The sequence below is a fragment of the Maricaulis sp. genome (assembly GCF_030149235.1).
Taxonomy (GTDB): domain Bacteria; phylum Pseudomonadota; class Alphaproteobacteria; order Caulobacterales; family Maricaulaceae; genus Maricaulis.
The window spans coordinates 71,886-97,467 of sequence record NZ_JASBRW010000076.1 but is presented as its reverse complement, the minus strand read 5'-3'; the positions used below and the strand labels follow the sequence as shown (position 1 = coordinate 97,467).

Annotated in this window: 24 protein-coding genes; 20 read left to right on the top strand and 4 right to left on the bottom strand. The window is 60.7% G+C overall.

The window, feature by feature from the left end; translation table 11 throughout:
• Positions 1-17 precede the first annotated feature (17 nt).
• The 3 genes from Q1V51_RS11645 to Q1V51_RS11635 are packed head-to-tail and all read right to left on the bottom strand — an operon-like array spanning position 18 to position 3,384.
• Positions 18-1,250, bottom strand: a complete 1,233-nt coding sequence (locus tag Q1V51_RS11645; RefSeq protein ID WP_300556529.1) for a cyclopropane-fatty-acyl-phospholipid synthase family protein — start codon at positions 1,248-1,250, stop codon at positions 18-20.
• A complete protein-coding gene (locus Q1V51_RS11640; RefSeq protein WP_300556528.1) occupies positions 1,250-2,020 on the bottom strand; it encodes a DUF1365 domain-containing protein in 771 nt (256 codons plus the stop codon). Before Q1V51_RS11640 ends, Q1V51_RS11645 begins: the two co-directional genes overlap by 1 nt.
• Positions 2,017-3,384: an FAD-dependent oxidoreductase gene (locus Q1V51_RS11635; RefSeq protein WP_300556526.1), complete on the bottom strand. Its 1,368-nt coding sequence runs from the start codon at positions 3,382-3,384 to the stop codon at positions 2,017-2,019. The genes Q1V51_RS11640 and Q1V51_RS11635 overlap by 4 nt, the downstream gene beginning before the upstream one ends.
• 183 nt (positions 3,385-3,567) lie before the next feature.
• Here Q1V51_RS11635 and Q1V51_RS11630 point away from each other — a divergent pair, with 183 nt between their 5' ends.
• The 19 genes from Q1V51_RS11630 to Q1V51_RS11540 all read left to right on the top strand — a co-directional run bounded on the left by Q1V51_RS11630 (position 3,568) and on the right by Q1V51_RS11540 (position 22,013).
• Complete coding sequence (locus tag Q1V51_RS11630; protein WP_300556524.1) at positions 3,568-4,152, top strand: sigma-70 family RNA polymerase sigma factor; 585 nt, start codon at positions 3,568-3,570, stop codon at positions 4,150-4,152.
• Entirely contained in the window at positions 4,149-4,808 is a 660-nt protein-coding gene (locus Q1V51_RS11625) for a ChrR family anti-sigma-E factor (protein WP_300556522.1), read from the top strand. The genes Q1V51_RS11630 and Q1V51_RS11625 overlap by 4 nt, the downstream gene beginning before the upstream one ends.
• 64 nt (positions 4,809-4,872) lie before the next feature.
• The gene (locus Q1V51_RS11620) at positions 4,873-5,928 is read left to right on the top strand and encodes a LacI family DNA-binding transcriptional regulator (RefSeq protein WP_300556520.1); all 1,056 of its coding nucleotides are present in this window, start codon (positions 4,873-4,875) and stop codon (positions 5,926-5,928) included.
• A gap of 335 nt (positions 5,929-6,263) precedes the next feature.
• The gene (locus Q1V51_RS11615) at positions 6,264-6,593 is read left to right on the top strand and encodes an Hpt domain-containing protein (protein WP_300556518.1); all 330 of its coding nucleotides are present in this window, start codon (positions 6,264-6,266) and stop codon (positions 6,591-6,593) included.
• Positions 6,593-6,895 carry an STAS domain-containing protein gene (locus Q1V51_RS11610; RefSeq protein WP_300556516.1) on the top strand — a complete coding sequence of 101 codons (303 nt, stop codon included), beginning with the start codon at positions 6,593-6,595 and terminating at the stop codon, positions 6,893-6,895. The genes Q1V51_RS11615 and Q1V51_RS11610 overlap by 1 nt, the downstream gene beginning before the upstream one ends.
• Positions 6,888-7,253 carry a response regulator gene (locus tag Q1V51_RS11605; RefSeq protein WP_300556514.1) on the top strand — a complete coding sequence of 122 codons (366 nt, stop codon included), beginning with the start codon at positions 6,888-6,890 and terminating at the stop codon, positions 7,251-7,253. Before Q1V51_RS11610 ends, Q1V51_RS11605 begins: the two co-directional genes overlap by 8 nt.
• 20 nt (positions 7,254-7,273) lie before the next feature.
• Positions 7,274-9,325, top strand: coding sequence for a chemotaxis protein CheA (locus Q1V51_RS11600; RefSeq protein WP_300556512.1), 2,052 nt, complete (start codon positions 7,274-7,276; stop codon positions 9,323-9,325).
• Positions 9,322-9,849, top strand: a complete 528-nt coding sequence (locus Q1V51_RS11595) for a chemotaxis protein CheW (RefSeq protein WP_300556509.1) — start codon at positions 9,322-9,324, stop codon at positions 9,847-9,849. Before Q1V51_RS11600 ends, Q1V51_RS11595 begins: the two co-directional genes overlap by 4 nt.
• A 25-nt stretch (positions 9,850-9,874) precedes the next feature.
• The gene (locus tag Q1V51_RS11590) at positions 9,875-12,757 is read left to right on the top strand and encodes a methyl-accepting chemotaxis protein (protein WP_300556507.1); all 2,883 of its coding nucleotides are present in this window, start codon (positions 9,875-9,877) and stop codon (positions 12,755-12,757) included.
• 26 nt (positions 12,758-12,783) lie between these two features.
• Positions 12,784-13,665, top strand: coding sequence for a protein-glutamate O-methyltransferase (locus tag Q1V51_RS11585; protein WP_300556505.1), 882 nt, complete (start codon positions 12,784-12,786; stop codon positions 13,663-13,665).
• Complete coding sequence (locus tag Q1V51_RS11580; protein ID WP_300556503.1) at positions 13,652-14,275, top strand: chemotaxis protein CheD; 624 nt, start codon at positions 13,652-13,654, stop codon at positions 14,273-14,275. The genes Q1V51_RS11585 and Q1V51_RS11580 overlap by 14 nt, the downstream gene beginning before the upstream one ends.
• A gap of 11 nt (positions 14,276-14,286) precedes the next feature.
• The gene (locus Q1V51_RS11575) at positions 14,287-15,342 is read left to right on the top strand and encodes a chemotaxis response regulator protein-glutamate methylesterase (RefSeq protein WP_300556501.1); all 1,056 of its coding nucleotides are present in this window, start codon (positions 14,287-14,289) and stop codon (positions 15,340-15,342) included.
• A 93-nt stretch (positions 15,343-15,435) separates the two neighbouring features.
• The gene (locus Q1V51_RS11570) at positions 15,436-16,434 is read left to right on the top strand and encodes a methyl-accepting chemotaxis protein (RefSeq protein ID WP_300556499.1); all 999 of its coding nucleotides are present in this window, start codon (positions 15,436-15,438) and stop codon (positions 16,432-16,434) included.
• Between the two features lie 11 nt (positions 16,435-16,445).
• Positions 16,446-16,751 (top strand): STAS domain-containing protein, encoded by a 306-nt coding sequence (locus Q1V51_RS11565; RefSeq protein WP_300556497.1) that lies wholly within the window; start codon positions 16,446-16,448, stop codon positions 16,749-16,751.
• A gap of 8 nt (positions 16,752-16,759) precedes the next feature.
• Complete coding sequence (locus Q1V51_RS11560; RefSeq protein WP_300556495.1) at positions 16,760-17,956, top strand: fused response regulator/phosphatase; 1,197 nt, start codon at positions 16,760-16,762, stop codon at positions 17,954-17,956.
• A 29-nt stretch (positions 17,957-17,985) separates the two neighbouring features.
• Complete coding sequence (locus Q1V51_RS11555) at positions 17,986-18,780, top strand: ATP-binding protein (RefSeq protein ID WP_300556493.1); 795 nt, start codon at positions 17,986-17,988, stop codon at positions 18,778-18,780.
• Between the two features lie 88 nt (positions 18,781-18,868).
• Entirely contained in the window at positions 18,869-20,398 is a 1,530-nt protein-coding gene (locus tag Q1V51_RS11550) for an alkaline phosphatase (protein ID WP_300556491.1), read from the top strand.
• Positions 20,399-20,463: 65 nt separating this feature from the next.
• Positions 20,464-21,642, top strand: coding sequence for a membrane dipeptidase (locus tag Q1V51_RS11545; RefSeq protein WP_300556489.1), 1,179 nt, complete (start codon positions 20,464-20,466; stop codon positions 21,640-21,642).
• The gene (locus Q1V51_RS11540; RefSeq protein WP_300556487.1) at positions 21,639-22,013 is read left to right on the top strand and encodes a YbaN family protein; all 375 of its coding nucleotides are present in this window, start codon (positions 21,639-21,641) and stop codon (positions 22,011-22,013) included. The genes Q1V51_RS11545 and Q1V51_RS11540 overlap by 4 nt, the downstream gene beginning before the upstream one ends.
• On the opposite strand, the gene Q1V51_RS11535 is transcribed toward Q1V51_RS11540, so the two are convergent.
• A complete protein-coding gene (locus Q1V51_RS11535; RefSeq protein ID WP_300556485.1) occupies positions 22,010-24,514 on the bottom strand; it encodes a zinc-dependent metalloprotease in 2,505 nt (834 codons plus the stop codon). The genes Q1V51_RS11540 and Q1V51_RS11535 overlap by 4 nt on opposite strands.
• 138 nt (positions 24,515-24,652) lie before the next feature.
• On the opposite strand from Q1V51_RS11535, the gene Q1V51_RS11530 reads away from it, so the two are divergent.
• Positions 24,653-25,576, top strand: coding sequence for a dihydrodipicolinate synthase family protein (locus Q1V51_RS11530; protein ID WP_300556483.1), 924 nt, complete (start codon positions 24,653-24,655; stop codon positions 25,574-25,576).
• Positions 25,577-25,582 lie beyond the last annotated feature (6 nt).

The following is a 25,582-nucleotide window of genomic DNA, read 5'->3' as shown; positions in this document are numbered from 1 at the left end:
GGTAATTTATTATGAGCCTAGGGTTTGCGGTAGACGAATTGGCCGACATCGATGCGGCCCGTATCGAAACCGGCTTCGCAATAAGCCAGATAATATTTCCAGATCCGGCGGAAGCGCTGATCAAAGCCGAGGGGTTCGATACGGTCCCAGTCGGAATCGAAATCCTCATGCCAGCGCCGCAGCGTCTCTGCATAGCTAGATGCGAACATGGAGACGTTGTCTTCCTCCAGCCCCGCTTCGCCGGCCAGTTCTGTCAGTTTCACTGGCGGTGGCAGCATGCCGCCCGGGAAGATGTATTTCTGGATGAAGTCGACCGCGTGGCGATAACCCTCGAAATCTTGTTCCCGGATGGTGATGATCTGCAGCGCAGCCTTGCCCCCCGGTTTCAGGCAGGACTGAAGCTTCTTGAAATAGATCGGCCAATGTTCTTCGCCGACGGCCTCGAACATTTCGATCGAGGCGATGGCGTCAAAGGTCTCCGGAATATCGCGGTAATCCTGCAGCCGCAGATCAACCTTGTCAGCCAGGCCGAGCCGAAGCATGCGCTGCTGCGCAAAATCGAGCTGTTCCTTGGACAGGGTTACACCGGTGACGCGGGCGCCGTATTCGCCGGCTGCGACTTCAGCAAAACCGCCCCAGCCGCAACCGATCTCAAGCACGGTCTGGTCTTCTTTGAGCTCGAGCTGGTCGCAAATACGGCGATACTTGCGGCGCTGGGCGTCGGCGAGGGGTTCGTCAAGCTGTTCGAATACGGCCGAGGAATAGGTCATCGTTTCGTCCAGCCAATGGCTGTAGAACGTGTTTCCGAGGTCGTAATGGAAAGAGATATTGCGGCGGCTGCCCTTGCGGGTGTTGGCGTTGCGCAGGTGCTTCAGGCGCGCCAGAAGCCGGCTCGGTCCGCTGCGGCGCTGAGCCGTCTGGATCTTGTCGAGTTCTGCAGAAAGGGTGGTCAGCAGAGCCTGCAGGTCCGGCGTATCCCATTCGTCATTGATATAGCCTTCGGCAAAGCCCAGCGCGCCGCTCGACGCGATCCGCATCACCGCATTCCAGCGCTTCAGCGACCATTCAATATCGCGCGTCGCATCCGGGTGTCCGCAGACAAAGCGATAGCCTGACGGCAGCTGTACCATCAGGCGTACATCCTCGACGCGGGCCATGGCCTTGCTGAGCCAGGATTTGACAAGTCGATCGATCGGTCCGGCGGACGGCTGGCGGGGTTCGCCCTGCATGTGTTCTGAAGTCAGGTCCATTACAGGCTCCGGGATTGTGTATCGATTGTTCCGCGCCGGGGGGCGTGGGTGGCAAGTCCTTTCAGGCGCAATTTTAGCGCTTCGATCAGGATTGCACCAACAATCGACAAGGTATTGAAAGGGTGTTGAAATTTTGTGGTCAGAACTGTTCTGGCGTTGAGCGGTTGGCGTTCGGCACAATGCACCGCGCTCATTTCGATCGTCCCATTTCGGACGAGTTGGATGCCAAGCCGGTAGCGGTTTTCATCCCGGTCGAGGCGGAAGCTGTACTCCCCATCCACCGGGTTGAAGGGCGACACGAAGAATTCCTTCGGACAGGAAAAACGCAGGGTGCGTGCTTTCGGGTCATCCACGGCAAAGGCATAGGCGCAGCGTCCGGAATGAAAATTATTGACCTCGAAGATCATGCCGACGAGGTGATCCCGAACGTCATGGCAGAAGTAGACGGACAGCGGATTGAAGTTGAGGCCGAATGTGCGCGGGGCGGTGAGCAGCTGTATGCGCCCGAGGGATTGTTCCACCCCTGCGGCTGCCAGCTTCTCCTCAACCCATACCCGCAAATCCGCGTCACCGCGGCCATGGTCACGGGTGGTAAAGCTGATGGCGTTAAAGGCGCCGATCGAAAAAAGTGGCCCGGCCTTGGGTTGTGCGCTCGGGCCGTCGATATCGACCAGGATTGAGTACATTTTGTAGCGCAAGGCATGATGACGCGGGCGTAGCCGTGTGTGCCCGACTTCGCCGGTATATATGGAAGCCGGAAGCGGCTTCATTGCGCGGCCACACCGAGGGTTTGCGGGCGCTCGAAGACCGGCTTGTTCCCGACATGGTTGGGCCAGGGGATGCGCGAGGTGCTGCCGGCCAGTCCCCACGGGCGGATCGGTGCGCCAAGCGCCTCGGCAACAGCGAGGCCGGCCTGGAGCCCATCTTCATGAAAACCGGAGCCCATCCAGGCGCCGCAATACCAGATACCGCCTCGTCCCTGGATCTCCGGCATACGGTGCTGTGCGACAATCGCGGCTTCATCAAATACCGGGTGGGCGTATGTCTCAGTTTTAAGCACGGTTTCAGGAGCTGGTGCGCGGTCCGGGTTGAGCGTGACCAGGACCGGTTTTTCGGTATTGAGCGGCTGCAGCGCGTTCATCCAATAGGTCAGGCTGATTTCGCTCTGACCGGCGCCGCCGCGCGTCTCGATATAATTCCAGCTGGCCCAGGCACCGCGGCGTTTCGGCATCAGGCGAGTATCGGTGTGCAGCACGGCCGTATTCGGCTTGTAGGCGATGGAGCCGAGGATCTCGCGTTCCTGCCCGTCAGCGTCGGAGAGCAGGGCGAGCGCCTGGTCGCTATGACAAGCGAGAACGACTTCATCGAACCGCATTGGCTCCTCACCGGCCAGGTAGACCAGTACGCCATCGACCGTCCGGTCAATGCGTTGGATATCGGCTTCGCAATGAATTTCGCCCTTGATCGCCTCGCTGAGCGGTTTGACGTAATTCTGGCTACCGCCGCGGACCGTGCGCCACATGGGACGGTCGCGCAGCTGCACCAGCCCATGATTGCGGAAGAATTCAAAAAAGGTCCGCGCCGGGTATTGCTTCATCTGCACGGCGGGCGACGACCAGATCGCGGCGCACATCGGCAGGATGTGATCATTGCGGAAGATGTCGGAATACCCCTCCTCGCGCAGGAACTCGTCCAGCGAGCGCGGATCCTTGGTCAGTGATCCGTCCTGCGCAGCGCGATAGAGGCGTAGCAGGTCCGAGATCATCATCCACATGCGCGGACGCAGCAGGTTTCGTTTCTGCGCGAACAGGCCGTGAGAATTGGACGAGTATTCGAAATCGCCATCATCAATCGATGCCGCAAACGACATGTCGCTCTGCGCGCTCTCGACCCCGAGCTGCTCGAGCATCGGGGTGAAGTTCGGATAATTCTTGGGATTGTAGACGATGAAGCCGGTATCAACCGCGACATCGGCTCCATCGATCTGAACGTGTTGGGTGTTGGCGTGTCCGCCAAGACGCCCATCCTTCTCGAACACGGTCACATCATGCGTTTCGCTGAGCCGCCAAGCGGCGGACAGGCCTGATATGCCCGAGCCGATTACGGCTACGCTTTTCCGTGTCGAATGCGTCATAGAAATCCTCGATGGTTTCCCGAAACCCCGGGAAGTCCTACGGGTTATGACGCAGGGCGGATCACATTAGTTTTTTTGATGATCCAATTCTCTGATGGATTCGTATTTGAAAACATGTACGTTGCCGCTCAATTAGATAGGCGTCGGAAAGACGCTCCGATTGACGACCCCGGAAAGGGCCGGATGGCTTCGACCGTCAATTTTCCAGGCACGGCGTTAAGCGCAGCTGATTTGTCTGACTTGCTGGAGCAAGTTGGCCAAGAGCGTGATCGCGCCGCCTTTCGCCAAATCTTCCAGCATTTCGCCCCCCGGATCCGGACATTTCTGGTCCAGCGGCGATTGTCCGGTGCTCAGGCGGATGACCTGACGCAAGACGTCATGCTGACGATTTGGCGTCGCGCGGAAAGCTATGACCGGTCGAAGGCCTCACCCTCGACCTGGATTTACACGATCGCGCGCAACCAGCACATCGACTATTTCCGGAAAACGGCGCGGGCTCAGCAACTTGACGAGAACGATCCGCATTTCCACCTCAATGATGACCCGGCCCCGGATGCGCTCGTATCGCGGGCCGAGGACGTTTCAACTGTAATTGAAGCCTTGTCTACGCTGCCCGATGATCAACGTCTTGTCGTGGATCTCGCGTTCAAGGAGGGCCGGTCGCACCGAGATATTGCCGATCAGCTCGACTTGCCGCTGGGTACTGTCAAATCCCGGATTCGACTGGCCATGGATAAACTGCGCGTGTGTATTGGAGAACAGGAATGACCGAGCGCGGCCAAATGATGGATGACGCCTGGTATATGGACTATGCCGCCGGATCGCTTGATAGCGTCGGTGAGGAAGTCCTGATTGCGTCGCATCTGGAGCTGTCCGGCACCGCGAGTGAGCGTGTGGCCGAGCTTGAGCGTATCGGCGCGGCCCTCTTGATGGTCGCCGGCGACGAAACCGAATTGAGTTTTTCTGCAGACGATATCTTTGACATGGATGCGCCGGCATCGGCGCCGACTCCGCTTGCGGCCAACGATATCGACAGCGAGATCATCCTGCCGGAAGCGCTCAAGAGCTTCCTGACGGGCATTGAACGGGACGTGAAGTGGGAGTTTCTCGGCCCTGGCTTGCAGAAAGCCATGCTCTGGGATGGGCCCGAGCAGGAGAAGCTTTGGCTGCTGAAGGCCAAGCCGGGCGTTGCCATCCCGCATCATGGGCATAACGGCTCCGAGCTAACTCTGGTTCTCAAGGGCAGTTTCCATGATGGCGAGCAGCAATACTCCCGTGGCGATGTCGAGGAAGCTGGCCCGGATACCGAACATGATATTCGTATCGATGAGGGCGAAGAGTGCATCTGCCTGGCCCTGACGCGCGGCAAGCTGCGCTATGACAGCCCACTGTTGAAGCTGTTCCAGGTCTTCACCGGCCTCTGATTTTTCACGTCCTATGTCCGAGACACATTGACGGCGTGCGATTGGACTGATCCGATCGCCGGCAATGAGAACGCGTGCAAACAAGCAATCTGGAGCGACCATCAAGGATGTCGCGGACCTCGCGGGTGTTTCGGCGATGACCGTGTCGCGTGTGCTCAATTCCGGGCATCGTGTTCGGCCCGCCACCCAGGAGCGGGTTGAGGCGGCGATCCGCGAGCTCAACTACCGGCCCAATCTGTCAGCGCGGAGCCTGGCCAAGGCACGCAGTCTTTTCATCGGCCTGCTCTATAACAACCCGAACCCGGGCTATGTCAGCGAGCTTCTGATTGGCCTGATGAACCGCTGCCGGCAGGTCGGCTATCATCTGGTGATCGAGAATTTCGGCAGTACCGACGAGGAATGGGCCGCCGACATCGATGGCCTGTTGTCCAGCTCAAACTTCGATGGTCTGATCGTGGCGCCGCCGGTTAGTGATTTCGACAGTGTTATCAGCGCGATCGAGCGCGCCGATCTACCGTGTGTGCGGATCGCGCCAGAGCAGGAGCCGGACCTGTTTGCTAGTGTGAGGACTGATGACCGGGACGCCGCCCGGCGCATGACCCGGCACCTGCTTGATCTCGGACACCGGCGCTTGGGCTTCATCGCCGGTGATGCCGGGCATGGCGCCAGCCGTCAGCGAATGAGCGGGTTCTGCGCGGCGCTCGAAGATGCAGGGATCGAGCTTGAAGACGCGCTGATCGTAGAGGGGCGATTTACCTATCGCTCGGGCCTGGCAGCCGCCGAGAAGCTATTATCCATGCCCGAACCGCCGACGGCCATCTTCGCGTCCAATGACGACATGGCGGCAGCCGTGGTCGGCGTGGCGGCTCGCAAGGGGATTGATGTGCCCGGCCAGTTGAGCGTCGCCGGTTTTGACGACACACACACGGCCACGACGCTTTGGCCGCAACTGACCACGGTTCGCCAACCCATCGCCGATATGGCCGGCGCTGCCGTCGATCTGCTTACGGCAGCGATAAACGCTGAACCCGATCAGGATGTCGCCCAGACCCAGCGCTTGCTGCCATGCGAAGTGATCATCCGCGACAGTTCCTGTCCGGTCGCACCGGACCGCGGTTAAGGCGCACACTGCACCGGGCAAGTTACCGGTGTGCATATTTTATGCATCGCTAATGAAGGCGCGCCTGACCGCCTCGACACCGGCGATATGGTAAACAGCCTTATATTTTACAACTACTTATAGCGAGAACTCGGGGCTGGAGCCGATTTGAGTCCGGCTTCCGGAATATGTGCTAAGTATCTGTAATATATTTCTAAAATACAGAATAACTATACCCATAACAAGGCTGGGGCCGTTAGGTTTTGGTTAGAAGAATCATTTAGTTTCAACTCACAATAGGTCCTCTTGTCACCACACGTCTGAGTGGTGCGTTTCAGTATTTGCAGGATAAACACATGTCCGACTGGCGTTCCAAGCCTGACCTCGATGACCAGATCGTCTCCACCCTGATCGCTGCTGTGGGGTCAGATGCGTTCATGGAAATGCGCGGGCAATTCATTGATGACCTGAAAAACCTGCATCAGGCCTACAAGGAAGAAGCCGGTCGTGGTGATGCCGGAGCTGCATCGCAGACCGCACACGCATTGAAGGGCGCTGCAGCCAATATCGGATTGGTACGCCTGTCCGGGCTCGCGGCCATGCTGGAGTCCGGAGATACCAGTGTCGCGGCGGATCTCGATGCGGTGTTTGAAACGGCAGTCGGTTCCCTCGAGGGCGCCAGCTGATGGTCGCCGCGGCTGAATCAGAACCGCTGGAACTGGCAGCCCGGCTCGACCTGATCGCGGCAGAGGCCCTGCGCAGCGACCTGCTCGACCGCCGGGAAGGCGTGGAGGTCCTGACGATTAGCGGTCGCGAGGTCAGCCTGATCGACACGCCTGCGATCCAGGTCCTGCTTTCGGCTGCGAATGACCAAGCCGCGCGAGGCGGCCGTTTTGTTTTACGTGAGCCCAGCCCGGCCATCTCTGAAGCCATGGCCATACTCGGGCTGAAAGACGTTCTGGAGAGTTGGAGAGACAGCGATGGGTAAACGGGTATTGGCCGTGGATGATTCCAAGACCATGCGTGACATGGTCTCCTTCACGCTCAAGCGGGAGGGGTTTGACGTCGTTGAAGCCGAGGACGGCGTCGCGGCGATCGAAAAATCAGCCGATGGCGCTTTTGATCTGGTGATCTCGGACGTCAACATGCCGCGCATGGATGGCATTACCCTGGTCGGAAAGCTGCGCCAGGACCCGAAATTCCGCGCCACGCCAATCCTGATTCTCACCACGGAGGCTGACCAGGCAAAGAAAGCCGCCGGCAAAGCTGCCGGTGCCACAGGATGGATCGTCAAACCCTTTGATCCCGATCAATTGATCGGGGTTGTGAACCGGGTCTGCCGCTAGGCGGTCAGGAGGCCTTTCCCGTGAACGATTTCGAACAGTTTAAGCAGACCTTCTTCGATGAATGCGAAGAATTGCTGCAACAGTTTGAAGATGTCGCCGGGACGCTCAAGGCTGGCAGCAACGATCCGGCCGGGCTGGATGACATGTTCCGCTCGGTCCACTCCATCAAGGCCGGCGCCGGTGCGTTCAAGTTCGACCGCCTGGTCAAGTTCGCCCATGAGCTCGAAAACGTCATGGACCGGGTTCGTTCCGGTCGCATGGAGCTGTCTGAGGGCGATCCGGAATTTATCATTGAAGCCGGCGACGTTCTGCAGGACCTTGTTGCTGCGGCCCGCAGGGGTGTCGAGGCGGCAGCAGGCCTTGAAGACGAGGCCCTTGGGCGTCTCCAAGCCATGCTGGCCGGAGGATCAGTTGACGCCGTTGCGGCCGACGTCGAAAATGTGTGTGACAAGGGCGGAGCGGGCGATTTCCGTATCGACTTCCGTCCTCACCGGGCGATGTATGAGACCGCCAACGAGCCGCAACTCCTGTTTCATGCGCTGGTGGCGCTGGGTGAATTGTCGGTTGTCGCGGATCTCACCAAATTGCCGGATCTGGCCAAGATGCAGCCCGATGAAGGGTATGTCTCCTGGCAGATCGAAGTGCGCGGCGTGCCGGATCGTGCCGCCGTCGAGGAAGTCTTCGAATTTGTCGATGGGGATTGTGATCTGACCATCGAGCCACTGAGCTCGGTCGCAGCCTCACCCGCCGAAGTGGTTGTCGAGCCCGAGGTCGAAGCGCCAGACGCCAAGCCCGTCGCAAAAGCGGAAAACTCCGGCCCGGCCGGAGTCCAGTCGACCTCTATCCGTGTCGAGCTGGAACGCGTTGATCAGCTGGTCGACATGGTCGGTGAGCTGGTGATCGCCCAGGCCATGGCGCTCGATAGCCTGTCCGAGCTGGTGGATATCCGGCACGTCAAACAATTGCAGGCGCTTGAAGACCTGACCATGCGGACGCGGCAGTTGCAGGAAGGTGTAATGGCGGTCCGGATGCAACCGCTCAAAGCGCTGTTTCAGCGCTTCCCGCGCATTGTTCGCGACCTCTCCCGCAAGCTGGGCAAGTCCGTACGTCTTGAGCTCGATGGCGAGGCGACCGAAGTCGACAAGACCATTATCGAAGAGCTCAGCGACCCGCTCACCCATATGATCCGGAACTGTATGGATCATGGGTTGGAAACGCCGGAGGAGCGCCAGGCAGCCGGCAAGCCGGAGCAGGGTGTCGTGCGTCTGTCGGCCGAGCACCGCAATGGTCGCATCCTGATCCGTGTCAGCGATGACGGGCGCGGGCTCAACCCGGAAAAAGTCTTCAACAAGGCGGTCGAAAACGGCCTCGTCGATGCGGATGCGGAGCTCAACAAGGAAGAGATTGAAGCGCTCATCTTCATGCCGGGTTTCTCGACCGCTGCGGAGATCAGCGATGTATCTGGCCGCGGTGTCGGAATGGACGTGGTTCGCCGCAATATCCAGAAACTCGGCGGCCGCGTGACGGTTGAATCAAACGAGGGCGAAGGCTCGACCTTTACTCTGGCCCTGCCCCTGACCTTGGCGGTGCTCGACGGCATGCTCGTATCCGTCGCGGGTGAGCGTTACGTCGTTCCGCTTTCGGCCATTGTGGAAACGGTCTGCCCGGACGCCTCGGTCATCCGAGCCTTGCCCGATGGCGGGACGGTCATGCCCCTACGCGGCGAAGCGATCCGGCTGATCGATTTGTGCCAGTCCATGAACCTGTCCCGGCATGGCCAGGCGGAACCGTTGCGCAAGCTCGCCGTTATCGTCGAAACCGAGTTTGGCCGGCGGGTCGGGCTTGTGGTCGACGAACTCCTTGGCCAGCAGCAAGTCGTGATCAAGAGCCTTGAGGCGAATTATCGGCGGATCGAAGGCGTCGCCGGAACCGCAATTCTGGGCGATGGCCGGGTTCGCCTCATCCTCGATATTGACGGGCTCGCCGCGATGGCCGGCCGCAATCCCGACATCAGCCCCAAGGGCGGCGAAATAGCCAAACCCGAAGAAGCGACCGGAGGCCTGAGCGCATGAATGCAGAAGAAGCCGTGCTTGCGACCGTGGAGGCCATAGCGGCCGGCCGCGAGACCAGTTCCGACGCGAAGCAATATGTCAGCTTCGCCGCCGGCGACGAGCAATATGCCGTGGACATTATCTCGGTCCGCGAAATCAAGGGCTGGACCGATGTGACCAGCCTGCCCAACCAGCCGGACCATGTCCGCGGCGTGCTCAATCTGCGCGGTGCGGTTCTGCCGATCATTGATCTGCAATGCCGGCTCGGCGGGGGGCTCACCGAGACGAGCCCACGTCATGTCATTGTCATCGTTGCCGTGGATGACCGCCAGGTCGGGCTCCTCGTGGACGCCGTCTCGGACATTCTCAGTACGTCGGATGAGCGCATTCAGCCGGTACCGGAAACCTCCGGCCGCGAGGATGCGCGCGTTTTCTCCGGCTTCCTCACCGAGGAAGACCAGATGGTTGCCATGCTCGACCTGCCTCGCCTGCTCGGCAGCGAGGTGCTCGACAGCGCCCTGCACGAACAAACCGAACTTCAGTGACAACACGACCAAAGGACTCACTGCTATGAATTACGCTCAAGCACATACCCAGAACCGGACCGCCGGTGACTTTGGTCGCCGCAAGGACCTTCTCACCACAGCTGCCGTTTTCGCTGGTGGCGCCGTGGCTTTCACTGCTGTCAGTTTCGTCGCGGCCAATGCTGGTGTCGGTCTCGCCTTGGTCGCGGGCTTGCCCGTCGCCGGGCTCTTCGCTGCGTGGCAATTCCTCAAGGGTGGCGGTGCAGGCCAGCCCGAAGATGATCGCATTCGTCAGGCCCTCGACACGTGTCAGCAGAACGTGATGATTGCCGATGCCGACTACAACATCGTCTACATGAATGACACGATGCAGACGATGATGCAGGAGGCGGAAGCCGATATCCGCTCGGATCTTCCGACGTTCAATGCCCGGGGCCTCATTGGCCAGAGCATCGACACCTTCCACAAGAACCCGGTCTATCAGCGCTCAATTCTCGATCGGCTGACCCAGACCCATAAAACCAAGCTGACAATCGGCGAGCGGACGTTCAGCCTCATCGTCAGCCCGGTATTCGACGCGCAACATCAGCGATCCGGCACGGTGGTCGAGTGGGAAGACCGTACAGCGCAGGAAAAGGAACTCGCAGACCAGGCGCGTTCCTTCGCCGAGGGTGAGGCCAAGCTGGAAGCCATCAACCGCTCCCAGGCCATTATCGAGTTCGAACTTGATGGCACGATCATCACCGCCAACGAGAATTTCTGTAATGCAGTGGGCTATACGCTCGAGGAGATCAAAGGCCGCCATCACTCGATCTTTGTCGACCGGGACTACGCAGCCTCGGTTGAATACAAGGCCTTCTGGGAGAAATTCCGCACGGGCGAGTTCTGGTCTGGCGAATACCAGCGCTTTGGTCGAGATGGCCGGGAAATCTGGATCAACGCCAGCTACAATCCGGTTTTCGACCAGCACGGCAAGGTCGTGAAAGTCGTCAAATTCGCCAGTGATATAACCGAAGAGAAGCTCCGCAATGCGGACATGAGCAGCCAGATCGATGCGATTCACAAGTCGCAGGCTGTGATCGAGTTCAAGCTGGATGGCACGATCCTCACCGCCAACGAGAATTTCTGCAAAACGATGGGCTATGCCCTCGAGGAGATCAAAGGCCGTCATCACTCGATGTTCGCCGAGACCGGCTATGCATCGAGCGCTGAGTATCGGGCTTTCTGGGAGGCTCTCGGTCGCGGTGAGTATCAGACCGGTGAATATGAGCGGATTGCCAATGGTGGCCGCAAAGTCGTGCTCCAAGCCTCCTATAATCCGATCTATGACGTCAACGGGAACCCGGTAAAAGTCGTCAAATACGCGACCGACCTCTCGGCAAGTGAGCGGATGAAGGAAAATGCCCGCATCCGCGCGGCCCTCGACAACACCTCGACCAATGTCATGGTCGCCGATGCTGACCTAAACATCGTCTATATGAACGCCTCCCAGGAAAAGATGATGCGCGCCGCGGAATCTGATTTGCGCAAGGATCTCAGCTCCTTTGATGCCAATAATCTGCTCGGTCAGAATATCGACGTCTTCCACAAGAACCCGGCCCACCAGCGCAATATGCTGGCCCATCTGACCGCTGCATTTGAAACCGACATCAGCGTCGGCGGCCGCAGTTTCCATCTCATTGCCAGCCCGGTGTCGGACGATCAGAACCAACGCATTGGTACCGTCGTGGAGTGGAAAGACCAGACTGCCGAAAAAGCCATTGAACGCGAGATCGAAGGCGTGGTTTCGGCCGTATCCCGCGGTGATTTCACCCGCACTCTGTCGCTCGAGGGCAAGGACGGTTTCTTCCTCAACCTCTCCCAGAGCGTCAACAGTCTCGCATCGACGGTCGATGGCGTTCTCGGCTCGCTGGGCGACATGCTCCAGGCCATGGCGCAGGGCGACCTCACCCAACGCATCTCCCAGGACTATGAAGGCGTCTATGACGAGCTGAAGGAAAGCGCCAATTCGATGGCGTCGACCTTGCAGGAGACCGTACGCACGATTTCGCTGGCCTCGGAAGAAGTGGCCTCTGCATCGCAGCAGATCTCCACAGGTGCCTCCGACCTGTCCCAGCGCACCGAGCAGCAGGCGGCCAATCTCGAGGAAACCGCGGCATCGATGGAAGAGATGGCTTCCACCATCAAGCAGAATGCCGATAATTCCCAGCAGGCCAGTCAGTTGGCGGTTACCGCTCGCGACAGCGCCGACAAGGGTGGCGAGGTTGTGTCCAATGCGGTCGAGGCCATGGGCAAGATCGAGGATAGCTCCCGCCGCATCTCCGATATTATCGGCGTAATCGACGAGATTGCCTTCCAGACCAATCTCCTGGCGCTCAATGCTGCTGTCGAGGCAGCCCGGGCGGGCGATGCCGGCCGCGGCTTCGCGGTTGTTGCCTCCGAAGTGCGGTCCCTGGCGCAGCGCTCGGCGCAGGCCGCCAAGGATATCAAGGATCTCATCGTCGACTCCACCGAACAGGTGCAGAGCGGGGTCGATCTGGTCAATGAGACTGGCGAGGCGCTCACCGAGATCGTCGACTCGATCAAGAAGGTCGCCGACATCGTCGCCGAGATCAGTGCTGCGTCCCGTGAACAGGCGACCGGTGCCGATGAAATCAACACGGCCGTAACCCAGATGGATGAGATGACGCAGCAGAACTCGGCTCTGGTCGAGGAGAATGCCGCGGCGGCCAAGACGATGAACGACCAAGCGTTGCGCATGCGTCAGCGCATGAGCTTCTTCAATGCGGGCGCCGATACGAAACAGCACATCCAGCCGGTCACGCAGGCGACCCCGGTGCGGGCGACCGGAACCGGTGGGGCCCGCGGTCTCCAGGTCCAACTCGCCGAGACGGTCGTTGATGATGAGGACGACTGGAGCGAGTTCTAGGAACCAGGCCCCAGGGAGCGGGTTGCATGCGAACGGCGACAGATCTTGACCGCGGAGAGCGTGAGTTCTCAATGCGGGATGCGGACTTCCGCATCATAGCCCAGGCGATCTACGATCACGCCGGGATCGTCATCGGTGATCATAAGCGCGAGCTGGTTTACTCCCGGCTCGCGCGCCGCTTGCGTGAACTGGGTTTGCCCGATTTCAAAGCCTATCTGGATCGTCTGGAAGGCGCTTTCGGGGATGCCGAGCGCAATCACCTGATCAACGCCCTCACGACCAATCACACGAATTTCTTCCGCGAGTCCCACCACTTCGATTATGTGCGCAGTCATCTCGTGCCGCACTGGAAGCGGCGGGCGCAAAGTGACGGCAATCGCAAACTGCGCATCTGGTCTGCCGGATGTTCCACCGGAGAAGAGCCATATACGCTGGCCATGACGATGGCGGAGGCGATGGACGGGCTGGGCGGCTGGGACTGGAAAATTCTGGCGACCGACATTGATACCAATGTGCTCAACCATTGCCGCGAGGGGCGCTATGAACGCGAAGCGGTCAAGGCGATTCCGGCGCAATACCGGACCAAATTCTTCCGCTCTTCCAGCCGGGATGACGGCCATATGTCGGTGTCGGCTTCGTTGAAATCCCACCTGGTATTCAATCGCCTCAACCTTCATGCGGCCTGGCCGATGAAGGTCAAGTTCGACGCTATTTTCTGCCGCAACGTGACCATCTATTTCGATGCAGAGTCGAAGCGAACTTTGATTCAGCGCTTCCGCGGTATGATGAAGGAGGATGCCTGTCTCTTCCTTGGGCATTCAGAGTCATTGCTCGGCGATTCCGGCCATCTGAAGTCGGTGGGGCGCACCATCTATGCCCGTGAAGGCGGTGTGCATGATGGCGCGTAGTTCTGCAGTCCGGCAGGAAAGTCCCGCCAATGGCCGCTATCACGACCGCGCGTCGGACCGGTGGGTGGTCAAGGTCCTGCCCGGGTCACAGCATGTGTCTGCCGACCCCGATGGCCAGGAACTGATTTCCACGGTTCTGGGCTCTTGCGTGGCGGCCTGCGTGCACGACCCGCTATTGGGTGTTGGCGGCATGAACCATTTCATGTTGCCGCATGATGATGAGGGACTTTGGAGTGGGGCCAGTCTCGCGCTGCGCTATGGCAATCACGCCATGGACGCGCTGATCAATGGCCTGCTCGCCGCCGGGGCAGACAAGAGACGCCTGGAATGCAAGATTTTCGGTGGCGGCAATGTCGTCAACGGGATGAGCGGCGTCGGTGACGGTAATGCAGAATTCGCCCGCGAATATGCCCAGGCCGAAGGCTTGAATGTAGTCGCCTTCGATCTGGGTGGTGATCGCGGTCGCCGGATAGTCTTCGACCCCTATACCGGTCAGGCTTGGCGGCGCTTCCTGTCCAGGAAACTCGTTGATGATGTCGCGCGGGCTGAGCGCAAGCTGCGCCAGCCACCGCCACTGCGCGCGCGCGATACATCCATCGAGTTGTTCTAGGGGTAGAGGGCATGGCGCAGAAAATCAGAGCTTTGGTCGTCGATGACAGCGCGCTGATGCGGATGCTGATCCCCAGCATGCTGGAGAGTAGTGGCGAGATCGAAGTCGTCGGTGCGGCCTCCAACCCGCATGCGGCACGCGCCATGATCAAGGAATTGAGCCCGGACGTGATCACCCTCGATGTGGAGATGCCGCGCATGGATGGCATTTCCTTTCTCGAGAAGATCATGACGCTGCGCCCGACCCCAGTCGTGATGGTCTCTTCGCTGACCCAGGAAGGCGCGGATGTCACCCTCCGGGCGCTTGAACTCGGCGCGATAGACTTCATTGGCAAGCCGGTGATGGACCTCGAGCGCAACATGCCGGCCTTGTCCGGTGAGTTGATCGATAAGGTGAAAACCGCTGCAGCTTCGCAAGTGCGTGCCGCTAATCGCCGGGTCGCCGTGCAGAAAGCGGCGCCGGTCAGTTTCGACACGACCGAATGTATCGTGGCGATGGGCGCCTCCACGGGCGGGGTCGAGACGCTCGGCCGGCTGCTTGCGGCTCTGCCTCCGAATGCGCCTGGAACCGTGATCGCGCAACACATGCCGCCGCAGTTCACCAAGCAGTTTGCCGACCGTTTGAACCGGAATTGCGCCATTACCGTCAGCGAGGCGAGTGACGGCCAACGGATCCGGACCGGGCATGTCTTTATTGCTCCGGGTGATCGCCACCTCACGGTCAAGCGATCGGGTGCCGATTATGTCTGCCGCCTGACGGATGACCCGCCGGTATCAGGTCACAGGCCATCGGTTGACGTGCTGTTCGAGTCTGTTGCCAAGGCGTGCCGTGGTGCGGCGATCGGCGTCATTCTGACCGGAATGGGCAAGGATGGCGCCACCGGGCTCAAGGCCATGCGCGACGCCGGTGCCGATACGCTGGGTCAGGACGAGGCCTCAAGCCTTGTCTATGGCATGCCCAAGGCAGCATTCGATATCGGCGGCGTCGAGCGGCAGTTACCGGAAGCTAAGATTCCAGAGGCTATACTCAGAATTGTATCCGAGCGTGGCAATGTGTTGCGTATTTAAACTAGGCGGTTCGGAAGGCCGGACGGGCTGCTGGAGTGGATGATGACAGGAATGGCAATAAATCAATCTGAGGTCGAGATGGCGCCGGTCGCCATGAAATCTCCTTTTGCGAAACTCCTGCTCGCAGCGCTTGGCTCGGCCGAATCCATCCTCGCCGAATCGACGCGGGATGTGGAGGAGCAGACCCAGCGACTGAGCGGACTGTTCACCAGCCTGACGGAGAAATCCTCTGAGCAGACAGAGCGGCTGAGCGAGCTCTTTGCCCAGATTACGACGGTCGATCATGACGGCCAGTCTTTCGACCTCGTGACGCTGCCTCGTATTTTGCAGGAGTCCCTGCAGGAAGTCACCGAACGAATACTCGTCTTGTCCAAGCAGGGCGTCGGGCTGATCTACTCGCTCGACGAAATCCTCGAGGAAATCGAAGAGGTTGCCAGCTGTATCGGCGAGATCGAGGCGATTAACCGGCAGACCCGCCTGTTGTCGCTCAACGCCCAGATCGAAGCCGGCCGCGCGGGTGCCGCGGGTGTCGGCTTCCAGGTCGTGTCAATGGAAATGCAGTCGTTGTCGCGGCGCATTGATGCCCTGTCGGAGAAGATGCGCGGCAGTGTCGGCAAGGTCACCGCCAGTATCCGCGACGTGATCGGCTCCATCCGTAGCGAGTACCAGGAGCTCAGCGAGATCGGCGCCATGGACCTGTCGAGCCAGATTGACGCCAAGGAACAACTCGAAGTCCTGCTGAACGCTTTGGTCGCGCGCAATAGCGAGATCCAGAAGGAACTCGGGAACTCAACCGATGCCAGCCGGATAATGGCCGAGGAGATCCATGATGTGGTCATGGCGATGCAGTTCCAGGACCGCATGAAGCAGCGAACTGAAGCCGTTATCGGTGCTTTTGATCAAATAGTAAGCTTCATGGGCGAACTCGATGATCTCGCCATGGACCAGGACGCGTGTGAAGCTCTGACCACGGCCATTCTGGGTTCGATTACGCTCTCGGACGTCCGGCGCGAGTTTCAGCGTTCTCTTTCCGGTTCGGAGGCTGAGGAATCGGAAGACAGTGACGATATGTCGAATATCGAACTCTTCTAGGGGGACGACCAATGGACTACAAAATTGAACAAGGCGGAGACGCCCTCAAAGTATACATTTCCGGTGTGCTGACCTTTGACGATCATGAGCGCTTCAAGAGTGTGGTCAAAGCGATCAGCGCCAGCGCCAGTGCCACCGCCGAGATCGACCTGACTGAAACCAAGATGATCGACTCTGCTGGCATCGGCATGCTCCTGCTGGCCAATGACCGAGCCAAGAAGGCCGGCAAGGAAGTGCGCCTGACCGGTGCAAGCGGGCATGTTCTCAAGGTTATTCAATTGTCCAAGGTGGACGAGATCATTCCGGTCGCGTCCTGACACCCAACATGGTTGCACAACCTGCCCACACGCCGGCTCCGGCCCCCGTCGACTTCGATAATGCCCGTATTCTGGTGGTCGATGATCTGCGCTCATCGCGCATGCTCATCGGCTCGGTGCTGAAGTCTGCGGGGTTCAGCAATATCGATTATGCCGGCGACGGTATTGAGGCGCTCGAGCGTTTCGAGGCGCACGAGCCCGACATCATCCTGCTGGATATCGTTATGCCGCGCATGGATGGATTCGAGGTCAGCGACGCCATTCGTAACCGCTTCAAGAGCGATGTGCCGATCCTGGTGCAATCCGGCGTTCAGGAAGCGGAGCAGCGTGTCCGCGCTTTTGACATGGGGGCCACGGACCTCGTTTCCAAGCCGATCAATGCGGGCGAGCTGATCTCGCGTCTGCGCCTGCACATTGAACGCCGCCGCCTGATCGCGCGCCTGCAGAGCTATCAAAAGCGGATGGAGGAGGAGCTCCATTCGGCTGAGGGCATGCAGATGTCCTTGATGAAGGAGACCGCTGAGGTCGAGGCCATTACGCTGCCACGCCAGGCGCGTATGGAGACATTCTACCGGCCGTCCTACAAGCTGGGTGGTGATCTCTGGGATGTGTTCGAGATCGATGAGCATCGCTTCGGCGTTCTCATGGTCGACCTGTCCGGTCACGGGGTGTCGGCTGCGATCAATGCCTTCCGCCTGCATATGCTGGCCGAACGCAGTGAGGTCGATACAACTGATCCCGGCCAATGGCTGGCCCGGCTCAGTGACGAATTGTATGAAATCCTCCCCATAGAGCACTTCGCGACGGCCTTCTATGGGGTGTTCGATACCCGCGATCTCAGCCTGACCTTTGCCGGTGCCGGTGCGCCGACGCCCGTGCTGCGCCGCGCCAACGGCAATGTCGAGCATCTCGATGCCAGCGGGTTAATCATGGGTTGCCGGTCAAACGGTCATTATGAGAACCAGCGCTTAATGCTTCAGCCGGGGGACCGTCTGTGCCTCTACAGCGACGCCCTGTACGAGAATTTCGATACCCCGGACGGCGCCCTAAGCGTCGAGGAATTGTCCGCCCTGATCGTCGCCACCATGGAGGCGGATGCCGAGGACGGGTTCACGATCGATCTGATCAAGCGGGTCTTTGGCTCGGTTCCGGAAAGCTTCCCTGACGATCTGACGATCTTGATGCTTGAGGTTCTCCGCTCCTGATGCTCGACTCTGCGAGACATGTTGTTTGCATGCAGCTTGCAGACGCGGGCCTGGCCGAAGTGGTCGGCGAAGCTTTGGCGGGGCGTCTTCTCGGTGTCAGCGACACGTTGCCGCCCGACGGCGAGGCCTTGGCTATCATGGTCGTTGATGCGTCTCATATCGGTCTGCTGGACGGTCTCGCCGAAACGACCCAGACTATTCTGATCGCCGACAATGTGGCCGATGACCGGGCCGATTTCGTTCTGCCGGCAGACGTTGACCACACCATTCTCAAGTCGGTGGTTACAGCTGCCGCGGAGTTCTGCGAACAGGTCCAGACGCTTCGTTCTGACGTCGCGCGCCGGCAGTCCGCAGTGGGCAATATCATCAGCGGTCAGTTCGCCATTCGCACCCTGGACGAAGCCCGCAATCTCGCGACCATGCTCGCCCTGGCATGCCCGAACTCCGACCTGGTCGTGATCGGTTTGCAGGAATTGCTTATCAATGCGGTCGAGCATGGCAATCTGGAAATCACCGGCGAGGAAAAACAGGACCTCATCATGGAGGGTCGCTGGCGCGACGAGGTCGAGCGCCGCCTGGCCTCCGAGGAGTATGCCGACCGGCTGGTGCAGGTCTCCTTCCAGCGCGGCGCCCGCCTGATCGCCATAACCATCCAGGATGATGGAATGGGGTTCGACTACGAGCGCCATGAAAAGGAGAAGGGCCCGGTGGAAGGCTATCGCGGCCGGGGTATCGCGCTGGCCCGGGACATGTCGTTTTCCAGCGTGGCCTATCTCGGGCGCGGCAATCTTGTCGAAGCCACCATTCTGCTCGAGGCCGAATGACAGATTTTGATGGATTGACGCAAACCCGTCACTAGCCAATGCAATGGGACTTGGATATGTCACGCCCACGATTGTGGAGGATAGTCCCGTGCGTGCATCGTTTGCCGTTTCCAGCCTTGTGATTGCCACCGCGCTGAGCGCGTGCCAGCAACGTCCTGAAGCTGTTGAGTCTGAAACCGATCCGGTTACCCAGCCGCAAGTCGAAACCCGTCTCGCCGATGAGACGTGGGACCGCGGTGCCGAAGAGGCGCTCCGGCGTCTGAATTTGCGGGCCCGTGAAGGGCAGGCTCGAAATGTCATTCTCTTCGTGGCTGACGGTATGAGCATTCCGACCATCGCTGCGGCGCGCATTTATGACGGCCAGACCGGTGGCAATACCAATGGTGTCGAGAACCTCCTGACTTTCGAGACCTTCCCGAATACCGCGCTTGTGCGGACCTATTCGACCGACTCCCAGGTGCCCGACAGCGCCAATACCGCAACCGCCCTGATGACCGGTATCAAAACCCGCAATGGCGCGATCAGCATCGGGTCGCAACAAGGTCTGGAAGTGTGCGGGGACGAGAGCATTGCGCCGTCGACCCTGGCCGAGATTGCAGAAGGCCGTGGACTGGCAACCGGTATCGTGACGACGACCCGCATCACTCACGCGACGCCAGCGACGACCTACGCCCACTCGGTCTCACGCCAGTGGGAAGCCGATGGCGATCTGCCGGCGGATGCCGTCGCTGCGGGCTGCGAGGATATTGCCGCGCAACTCCTGTCTTTCGATCATGGCGACGGTATTGACGTGATGATGGGCGGCGGCCGCGCGAATTTCCTGCCCGATGATGACGGTGGACGGCGTCAGGACGGTCGCAATCTCGTTGCCGAATGGGTGGAGCGTGGTGGTGTTTCCGTCATGGATGCGTCGGCATTCCGTGCTCTGGACGCGGGCGCAGAGGCTCCCGTGCTCGGCCTTTTCTCCAACAGCCACCTGGCTTTCTCGGCCGATCGCAATGCCGATGAAGAACCGTCCCTAGCGGAGATGACGGGTTTTGCCATCGACCGTTTGAGCCAGGATGAAGATGGCTATTTCCTGCTGGTTGAGGCCGGTCGCGTCGACCATGCCCACCACGCCACCAACGCCTATCGTGCCCTGACCGATATGCAAGCCTTCGAGGCTGCGATTGAAGCAGCCCTGGCGCGTGTCGATCTGGATGAGACGCTTATTGTCGTCACCGCTGACCATGGTCACACCATGACCTTCTCGGGTTATCCGGCCCGCGGGACCTCCATTCTGGGCCTGGTGCGCCGTGCGGTGGCCGGCAGCATTGATGGCGAGACGGCGCTGACGCTCGACCGGACCGGTCGCCCCTACACGACGCTGAGCTACGCCAATGGCCCGAACCCGCGTGGCCAGGACGATGAGGCGTTGAGCGAAGAAGAAGTCCTCGATCCCAACTATCGCCAGCAGGCGACTGTGGCGCTGCCCAGCCAGACCCACTCCGGTGACGATGTGGCCCTGTTCGCGGCCGGAGCCCGGGCGCATTACTTTGGCGGATCGATGGAACAGAACACCGTCTTCCATCTGGTCACCCACGCCCTGGGCTGGAACGAGCCGGCGCAGGACGACTAGGCCAAGTGCCCGAGCTTGCCCCTTTGTGTCGACCCGGTTCATGATCGGCGCAAAGGGAGGACGGCATGGTCCGCATTATTGTAATTGTTCTGGCGGCTGTCATGGCTGTCGCCGCTGCCGCCTTTTTCTGGGTGGTCCCGGTAAGGGTTGATGCGGCAATGAATGTGGTGCGGCCGCACGACCCCTATGTGATTTCCCCGCAGGCGCGTGACCTGCATGCCAGTCTGCGTGTCGCTGACCTGCATTCCGACATGCTGCTTTGGATGCGCGATCCTGAGAATTGGAATGACCGCGGGCACACCGATTTGCCGCGTCTGCGCGCGGGCGGGGTCGCGTTTCAGGTCTTCTCTGCCGTTACCAAATCGCCGTCCGGCCAGAATTACGACAGCAATAGCGGGGACAGCGACCGCATCACGGCCCTTGCGGTCGCACAAAGATGGCCGGTTGATAGCTGGAGCTCGCTCTATGCCCGGGCCCGCTACCAGGCCCGCCGGCTGACACGGCTGGAGGCACGCTCGGACGGCCGGCTGGTCATCGCCCGAGACCGCGAACAGATGCGGCAGGCTCTCATCGCCCGTGAGCAGGATGCAGAGCTTATGGTGACGGTGCTCGCCACAGAAGGCGCGCATCCGTTGGAAGGCGACCTAGCCAATATCGACGGCCTGTTTGACGAAGGCTATCGCCTAATCGGGCTGCACCACTTCTTTGATAACGCCCTGGGTGGCTCCCTGCATGGCCTGTCCAATGCCGGGCTCACCGAATTTGGCCGCGCTGCTGTGGCACGCATGCTCGAGCGCGGCATGATTATCGATCTCGCCCACTCCTCCTACGCTGTGGTTGAGGATGTGCTGGCAATGACAGACCGGCCGCTCGTTGTCTCGCATACCGGCATTTACAGCCATTGCGAGGTGCGCCGGAACATACCGGATCGCCTGATGCAGGAGATCGCCTCGGAGGGCGGTCTGATCGGTGTCGGGTTCTGGGGGGATGTGACCTGCGACGACACCCCGCGCGGCGTTGCGCAGACCATCGTCGCAGCGGTCGAGCTGGTGGGTGTCGAGCATGTGGCGCTGGGGTCCGATTTTGACGGCACGGTCACGACCACATTCGACGGTTCCCAGTTCGAGGTTCTGACCCAGGAGCTGTTGGTACTGGGCATGAGCGAAGCCGATATTCGCCTGGTGATGGGCGAGAATGCGATCCGCTTCTTCCTGGAAAACCTGCCGGCCGCATCGAGCGGATGATTATTCGATGGCTCTGGCTGGCACTGGGGTGGATCGCTGTCGGCCTTGCCGTCGCCGGTGCGGCCCTGCCCCTATTGCCGACCACGCCCTTCCTGCTGGTCGCGGCCTATGCTTTCGCGCGCAGCTCCAAGCGGTTTCACACCTGGCTGATGGAGCACAAGCATTTCGGTCCCCTGATCCGCAATTGGCGTGAGCATGGCGCAATCGACCCCTGGTCCAAATTCTGGTCCATGGTCGCGATCGGCCTCACTTTTGGCCTGTCCGTGGCGATGCAGCTGCGCCCGTCCATCCTGGTTGTCCAGGCGATCACGTTGAGCGGGGTGACCTATTTCATCCTGACCCGGCCAAACGGGCCCAGGGGCGGGGCCTAGCGCCCCAGCCCCATGAGTTCGGCACTGTCACAATGCCAGCACGTCGCCGCACCGATCGGGCTGCCCGGCGGTACGGTCGTTCCGGTCGCGGCCGGGGCTTCGCCCTCATCGATGCGATCGAGACTGCTTTCGATATGCCGCGCCAGCCAGACCCGGTGGCTGCGCCGCCCGGCACGGCCATAGCGACCCGTCGGCAAGCCACGGGCGAGGCTTTCCAGACGGTCATAGGCCCAGCTTGACGCAACCGGCCGGTCGTCTGCCGCCACGCGTAGCAATTGCGCGGCGTATTCGGTCTGGATGGCCTCGCGAACCGGACCCAGGCGCGCTTCTTCGCCGCGCGGTGCTTCGAACAGGGCGGTCTCGAAGGCGGTGAAGGCGTCCAGCGGAGACAGCTGGGTGGCGTCGCGGGCGGACTGGTCCGTCATCCGGTCGATCCGAGCGGGCGACAGTGCAGCGGCCAGGGTGATGCGGGCGGCTGCGGCCGCTGCATCGCGGCGGCTGAAGGCCGGATACTGACCGCTTTGGAACAATTCGCGGGTGACCGCTTCATCATAGTCAGCAAAGGGCGCCGGAGCGAGCAGGGCAAGCGTGGCGTCAGGGATGTCGAGCCGGGCCGGGTCGAGCGTTGCGACCAGGGCGGCCAGCGCTGCTTGCTGATCGGTGGCGGGTGCCGGGCTCAGGCCCTGTGCGTCCTGGCCGTTCAGCTCATAATCAAAATAGACACCACCCAGCGTCTTGGCCGCGGCCTCGACCTGGTATCGGTGATAGAGATAGATCGGCGCGAAGACCCCGCGCAGACTGCTCAGCGGCTGATCCTCGCGCAGCACATGCGGGCCGAAGCCAGCCAGGGCCGTGTCGCGGACCTGCAGCGTTTCCATTAGCTCGGCCACCGGATCAGGGCCATTATCCCATAGATTGGCCAGCGGATGGGCTGAGCCGGTACCGCGGGCATGGCGGTCTGTGATGTAAAGCAGGCCGTCCTCCCGGGCGTCAGCGAGGACGCCCTCGATCAGCTGGGCTTCTGCTTCGGGCGTTTCCGCCTGACCATAGAGCCAGGAGATAGCGGCCGTATCCCACTCGCCGATACCGGTGTCGTAGGCGTTGGAAATGTCGATCTCACCGGCGGCATCGACCCGGACCCAGGGCGCGGGATAATCCATCACCGAGGCGCGGTCATTGATGCTGGCGGCAAAATTGTGAGCCAGGCCGATCGTATGTCCGATTTCATGGGCGGAGAGCTGACGGATTCGGGCCAGGGCAATTTCGAGCGGATCGTCCGGCGATCCCGTGCCTGTTCCGTCAACGCCAAGCAGGCCTTCAAAGATCATCCGGTCCTGGCGCACGCGCTGGCTGCCCAGCGTGACATGACCTTTCAGGATCTCGCCCGTGCGCGGGTCAATAACCGATGCGCCATAGGACCAGCCGCGGGTCTGGCGGTGCACCCACTGGATAACATTGTAGCGGACATCGAGGGGGTGAACGCCTTCCGGCAGGAGTTCGACGCGATAGGCATCTTCGAACCCAGCCGCCTCAAAACTGTCGGCCCACCACTGGCCCCCCTCGATCAGGGCGTCACGAATAACGTCAGGTGCGCCCCGGTCGACATAATAGATGATAGGCTCTTCCACCGGCCCGCTCTCGGCCGCCGGATCAACCCGGTTGAGCCGGTGGCGCAGGGCGAAGACGCGGCGCAGCGGTTCGTCGAGTGGGGCCGCCATGTCGTAAAAGGCCGAAGTGATCGAACCGGCGCGCTGGTCCGCGTAGCGCGGCGTGTAGCCGGGCTCGGGCAGGGCGACGAAGGAATGGTGGACGGTGAGGGTCACAGCGGTCGGATAGGGCGTCACAGCGCGTACTTCCGATCCCGGCGAGGAGGATTGCAGGGTCAGAAGCGCATCGATCTCGACATTTTCCGGGAAGGCGAGAGCGGTGTCGGTGAGAGGGGCACTGCGGCCGCTATCGATGGAGAAACTGCCCTGGTTGGTACCGGAGAGATAACCGATTGCCCCGACCGGATCGCGCTTGAGGAAGTCCGTCAGGTCGATAACAACGCGGCCATTCGACTGGCCGGCAATTTCCGTCTGCCAGACAATCGAGCGGGCAAAGGATTGCTGCGTCGCGCGCGCCTCGTCCTCGCCGGCGCCCAGCGCGACATAGGTCGTGTTTTCGAACTCCGCGAAAACCTGATTGGCAACGCGGAAAAAGCGCAGGATGTGCGAGCTGGTTCCGCGGCCGCGATCCAGGCCGACCGGGTTGGACCCCAGGCCAGAGGTGAGACGGGCGGTGTAGATCATCCGGCCCAGCGACCCGTCATCCTGCGGGGTGAGCTCAGCCAGGATACGTCCGCTCTCACCATCGACATAGAGCGGCAGGAAGCCCTCGCGTCGCTCCATGCCAGCGACCGTTTCGCTCAGGCTGGCGATGTCGGATTGGGCCAGGGCCGGAGCGGCCATGCCGGCGCCGGCCAGCGTCAGTGCGGCGGCGATTGCGCGTACGAAGCTCATGAATGTCTCCCCATCAATTCGGCGCAACGCTATCCCTGTCCGTTCAACCTGTCACCTTCGCGAGCAGAACGCCGAAGGGAGTTGTTTGTCGAAGCAATTGATGATCGAGTGCCGGCCTCGGACATTCAGGAGGGTGATATGGCCACGGTTAACTGGCGCGGTGTATTTCCGGCCGCGACGACCCAATTCGCAGAAGACTTCAGCATCGATCACGAGGCTACGGCCCGCGTCGTCGATAATCTCGTCACCGATGGCGTGCACGGGATCGTCGCCATGGGAACCGTCGGCGAGAACAATTCGCTGAAGGCGGATGAAAAGCGCGCCACCCTCCGTTCGATTGTTGATGCCGTTGCCGGGCGCGTCCCGGTCATTACCGGCGTGTCCGAACTCAGCACCGAGCTGGCGGCTGACTATGCGCGTGACGCCGCGGAGATCGGGGCGGATGGGCTGATGCTGCTTCCGGCCATGGTCTATGTGCCCCAGGAGCACGAGCTCGAGGCGCATATCCGCACGGTGGCCGCTGCGACCCATCTGCCGATCATGCTCTACAACAACCCGCCCGCCTACCGGGTCTCCATTTCCGTTGATCTGCTGAAAAAGCTGAGCGATGTCGAAACGCTTGTGTCGATCAAGGAAAGCGCGCCGGATCCGCGCCGTATCACCGATATCATCAATGCCTGTGGTGATCGCTATGTCGTGTTCGCGGGTCTCGACGATGTCGCGCTGGAAGAATTGCTGCTTGGGGCCAAGGGCTGGGTTTCCGGCCTGACCAATGCCTTCCCGAAGGAATCCATCGCGCTCTGGGATGCATTCGAAGCCGGCGATCTCGACGCAGCCCGGGTCATCTATCGCTGGTTTATGCCCCTGCTTCATCTCGATGCCGAGCATGACCTGGTCCAGTCCATCAAGCTGGCCGAAGCGGTCATGGAACGCGGTTCCGAGCGCGTGCGCATGCCGCGTATGGCACTGCAGGGCGAGCGCCGGGCCGAAGTGGTGGCCATGGTCGAGCGGGCCCGGGACACCCGTCCGCTCATTCTCAAGGACACGGTTATCGCGCACTAGGTCGAG

Bases quoted from the DNA above. Each gene is read 5' to 3' on its own strand.
- Q1V51_RS11645 (WP_300556529.1), bottom strand. From the start codon at position 1,250: ATGGACCTGACTTCAGAACACATGCAGGGCGAACCCCGCCAGCCGTCC.
- Q1V51_RS11640 (WP_300556528.1), bottom strand. From the start codon at position 2,020: ATGAAGCCGCTTCCGGCTTCCATATATACCGGCGAAGTCGGGCACACA.
- Q1V51_RS11635 (WP_300556526.1), bottom strand. From the start codon at position 3,384: ATGACGCATTCGACACGGAAAAGCGTAGCCGTAATCGGCTCGGGCATA.
- Q1V51_RS11630 (WP_300556524.1), top strand. From the start codon at position 3,568: ATGGCTTCGACCGTCAATTTTCCAGGCACGGCGTTAAGCGCAGCTGAT.
- Q1V51_RS11625 (WP_300556522.1), top strand. From the start codon at position 4,149: ATGACCGAGCGCGGCCAAATGATGGATGACGCCTGGTATATGGACTAT.
- Q1V51_RS11620 (WP_300556520.1), top strand. From the start codon at position 4,873: ATGAGAACGCGTGCAAACAAGCAATCTGGAGCGACCATCAAGGATGTC.
- Q1V51_RS11615 (WP_300556518.1), top strand. From the start codon at position 6,264: ATGTCCGACTGGCGTTCCAAGCCTGACCTCGATGACCAGATCGTCTCC.
- Q1V51_RS11610 (WP_300556516.1), top strand. From the start codon at position 6,593: ATGGTCGCCGCGGCTGAATCAGAACCGCTGGAACTGGCAGCCCGGCTC.
- Q1V51_RS11605 (WP_300556514.1), top strand. From the start codon at position 6,888: ATGGGTAAACGGGTATTGGCCGTGGATGATTCCAAGACCATGCGTGAC.
- Q1V51_RS11595 (WP_300556509.1), top strand. From the start codon at position 9,322: ATGAATGCAGAAGAAGCCGTGCTTGCGACCGTGGAGGCCATAGCGGCC.
- Q1V51_RS11590 (WP_300556507.1), top strand. From the start codon at position 9,875: ATGAATTACGCTCAAGCACATACCCAGAACCGGACCGCCGGTGACTTT.
- Q1V51_RS11585 (WP_300556505.1), top strand. From the start codon at position 12,784: ATGCGAACGGCGACAGATCTTGACCGCGGAGAGCGTGAGTTCTCAATG.
- Q1V51_RS11580 (WP_300556503.1), top strand. From the start codon at position 13,652: ATGATGGCGCGTAGTTCTGCAGTCCGGCAGGAAAGTCCCGCCAATGGC.
- Q1V51_RS11575 (WP_300556501.1), top strand. From the start codon at position 14,287: ATGGCGCAGAAAATCAGAGCTTTGGTCGTCGATGACAGCGCGCTGATG.
- Q1V51_RS11570 (WP_300556499.1), top strand. From the start codon at position 15,436: ATGAAATCTCCTTTTGCGAAACTCCTGCTCGCAGCGCTTGGCTCGGCC.
- Q1V51_RS11565 (WP_300556497.1), top strand. From the start codon at position 16,446: ATGGACTACAAAATTGAACAAGGCGGAGACGCCCTCAAAGTATACATT.
- Q1V51_RS11560 (WP_300556495.1), top strand. From the start codon at position 16,760: ATGGTTGCACAACCTGCCCACACGCCGGCTCCGGCCCCCGTCGACTTC.
- Q1V51_RS11555 (WP_300556493.1), top strand. From the start codon at position 17,986: ATGCAGCTTGCAGACGCGGGCCTGGCCGAAGTGGTCGGCGAAGCTTTG.
- Q1V51_RS11545 (WP_300556489.1), top strand. From the start codon at position 20,464: ATGGTCCGCATTATTGTAATTGTTCTGGCGGCTGTCATGGCTGTCGCC.
- Q1V51_RS11540 (WP_300556487.1), top strand. From the start codon at position 21,639: ATGATTATTCGATGGCTCTGGCTGGCACTGGGGTGGATCGCTGTCGGC.
- Q1V51_RS11535 (WP_300556485.1), bottom strand. From the start codon at position 24,514: ATGAGCTTCGTACGCGCAATCGCCGCCGCACTGACGCTGGCCGGCGCC.
- Q1V51_RS11530 (WP_300556483.1), top strand. From the start codon at position 24,653: ATGGCCACGGTTAACTGGCGCGGTGTATTTCCGGCCGCGACGACCCAA.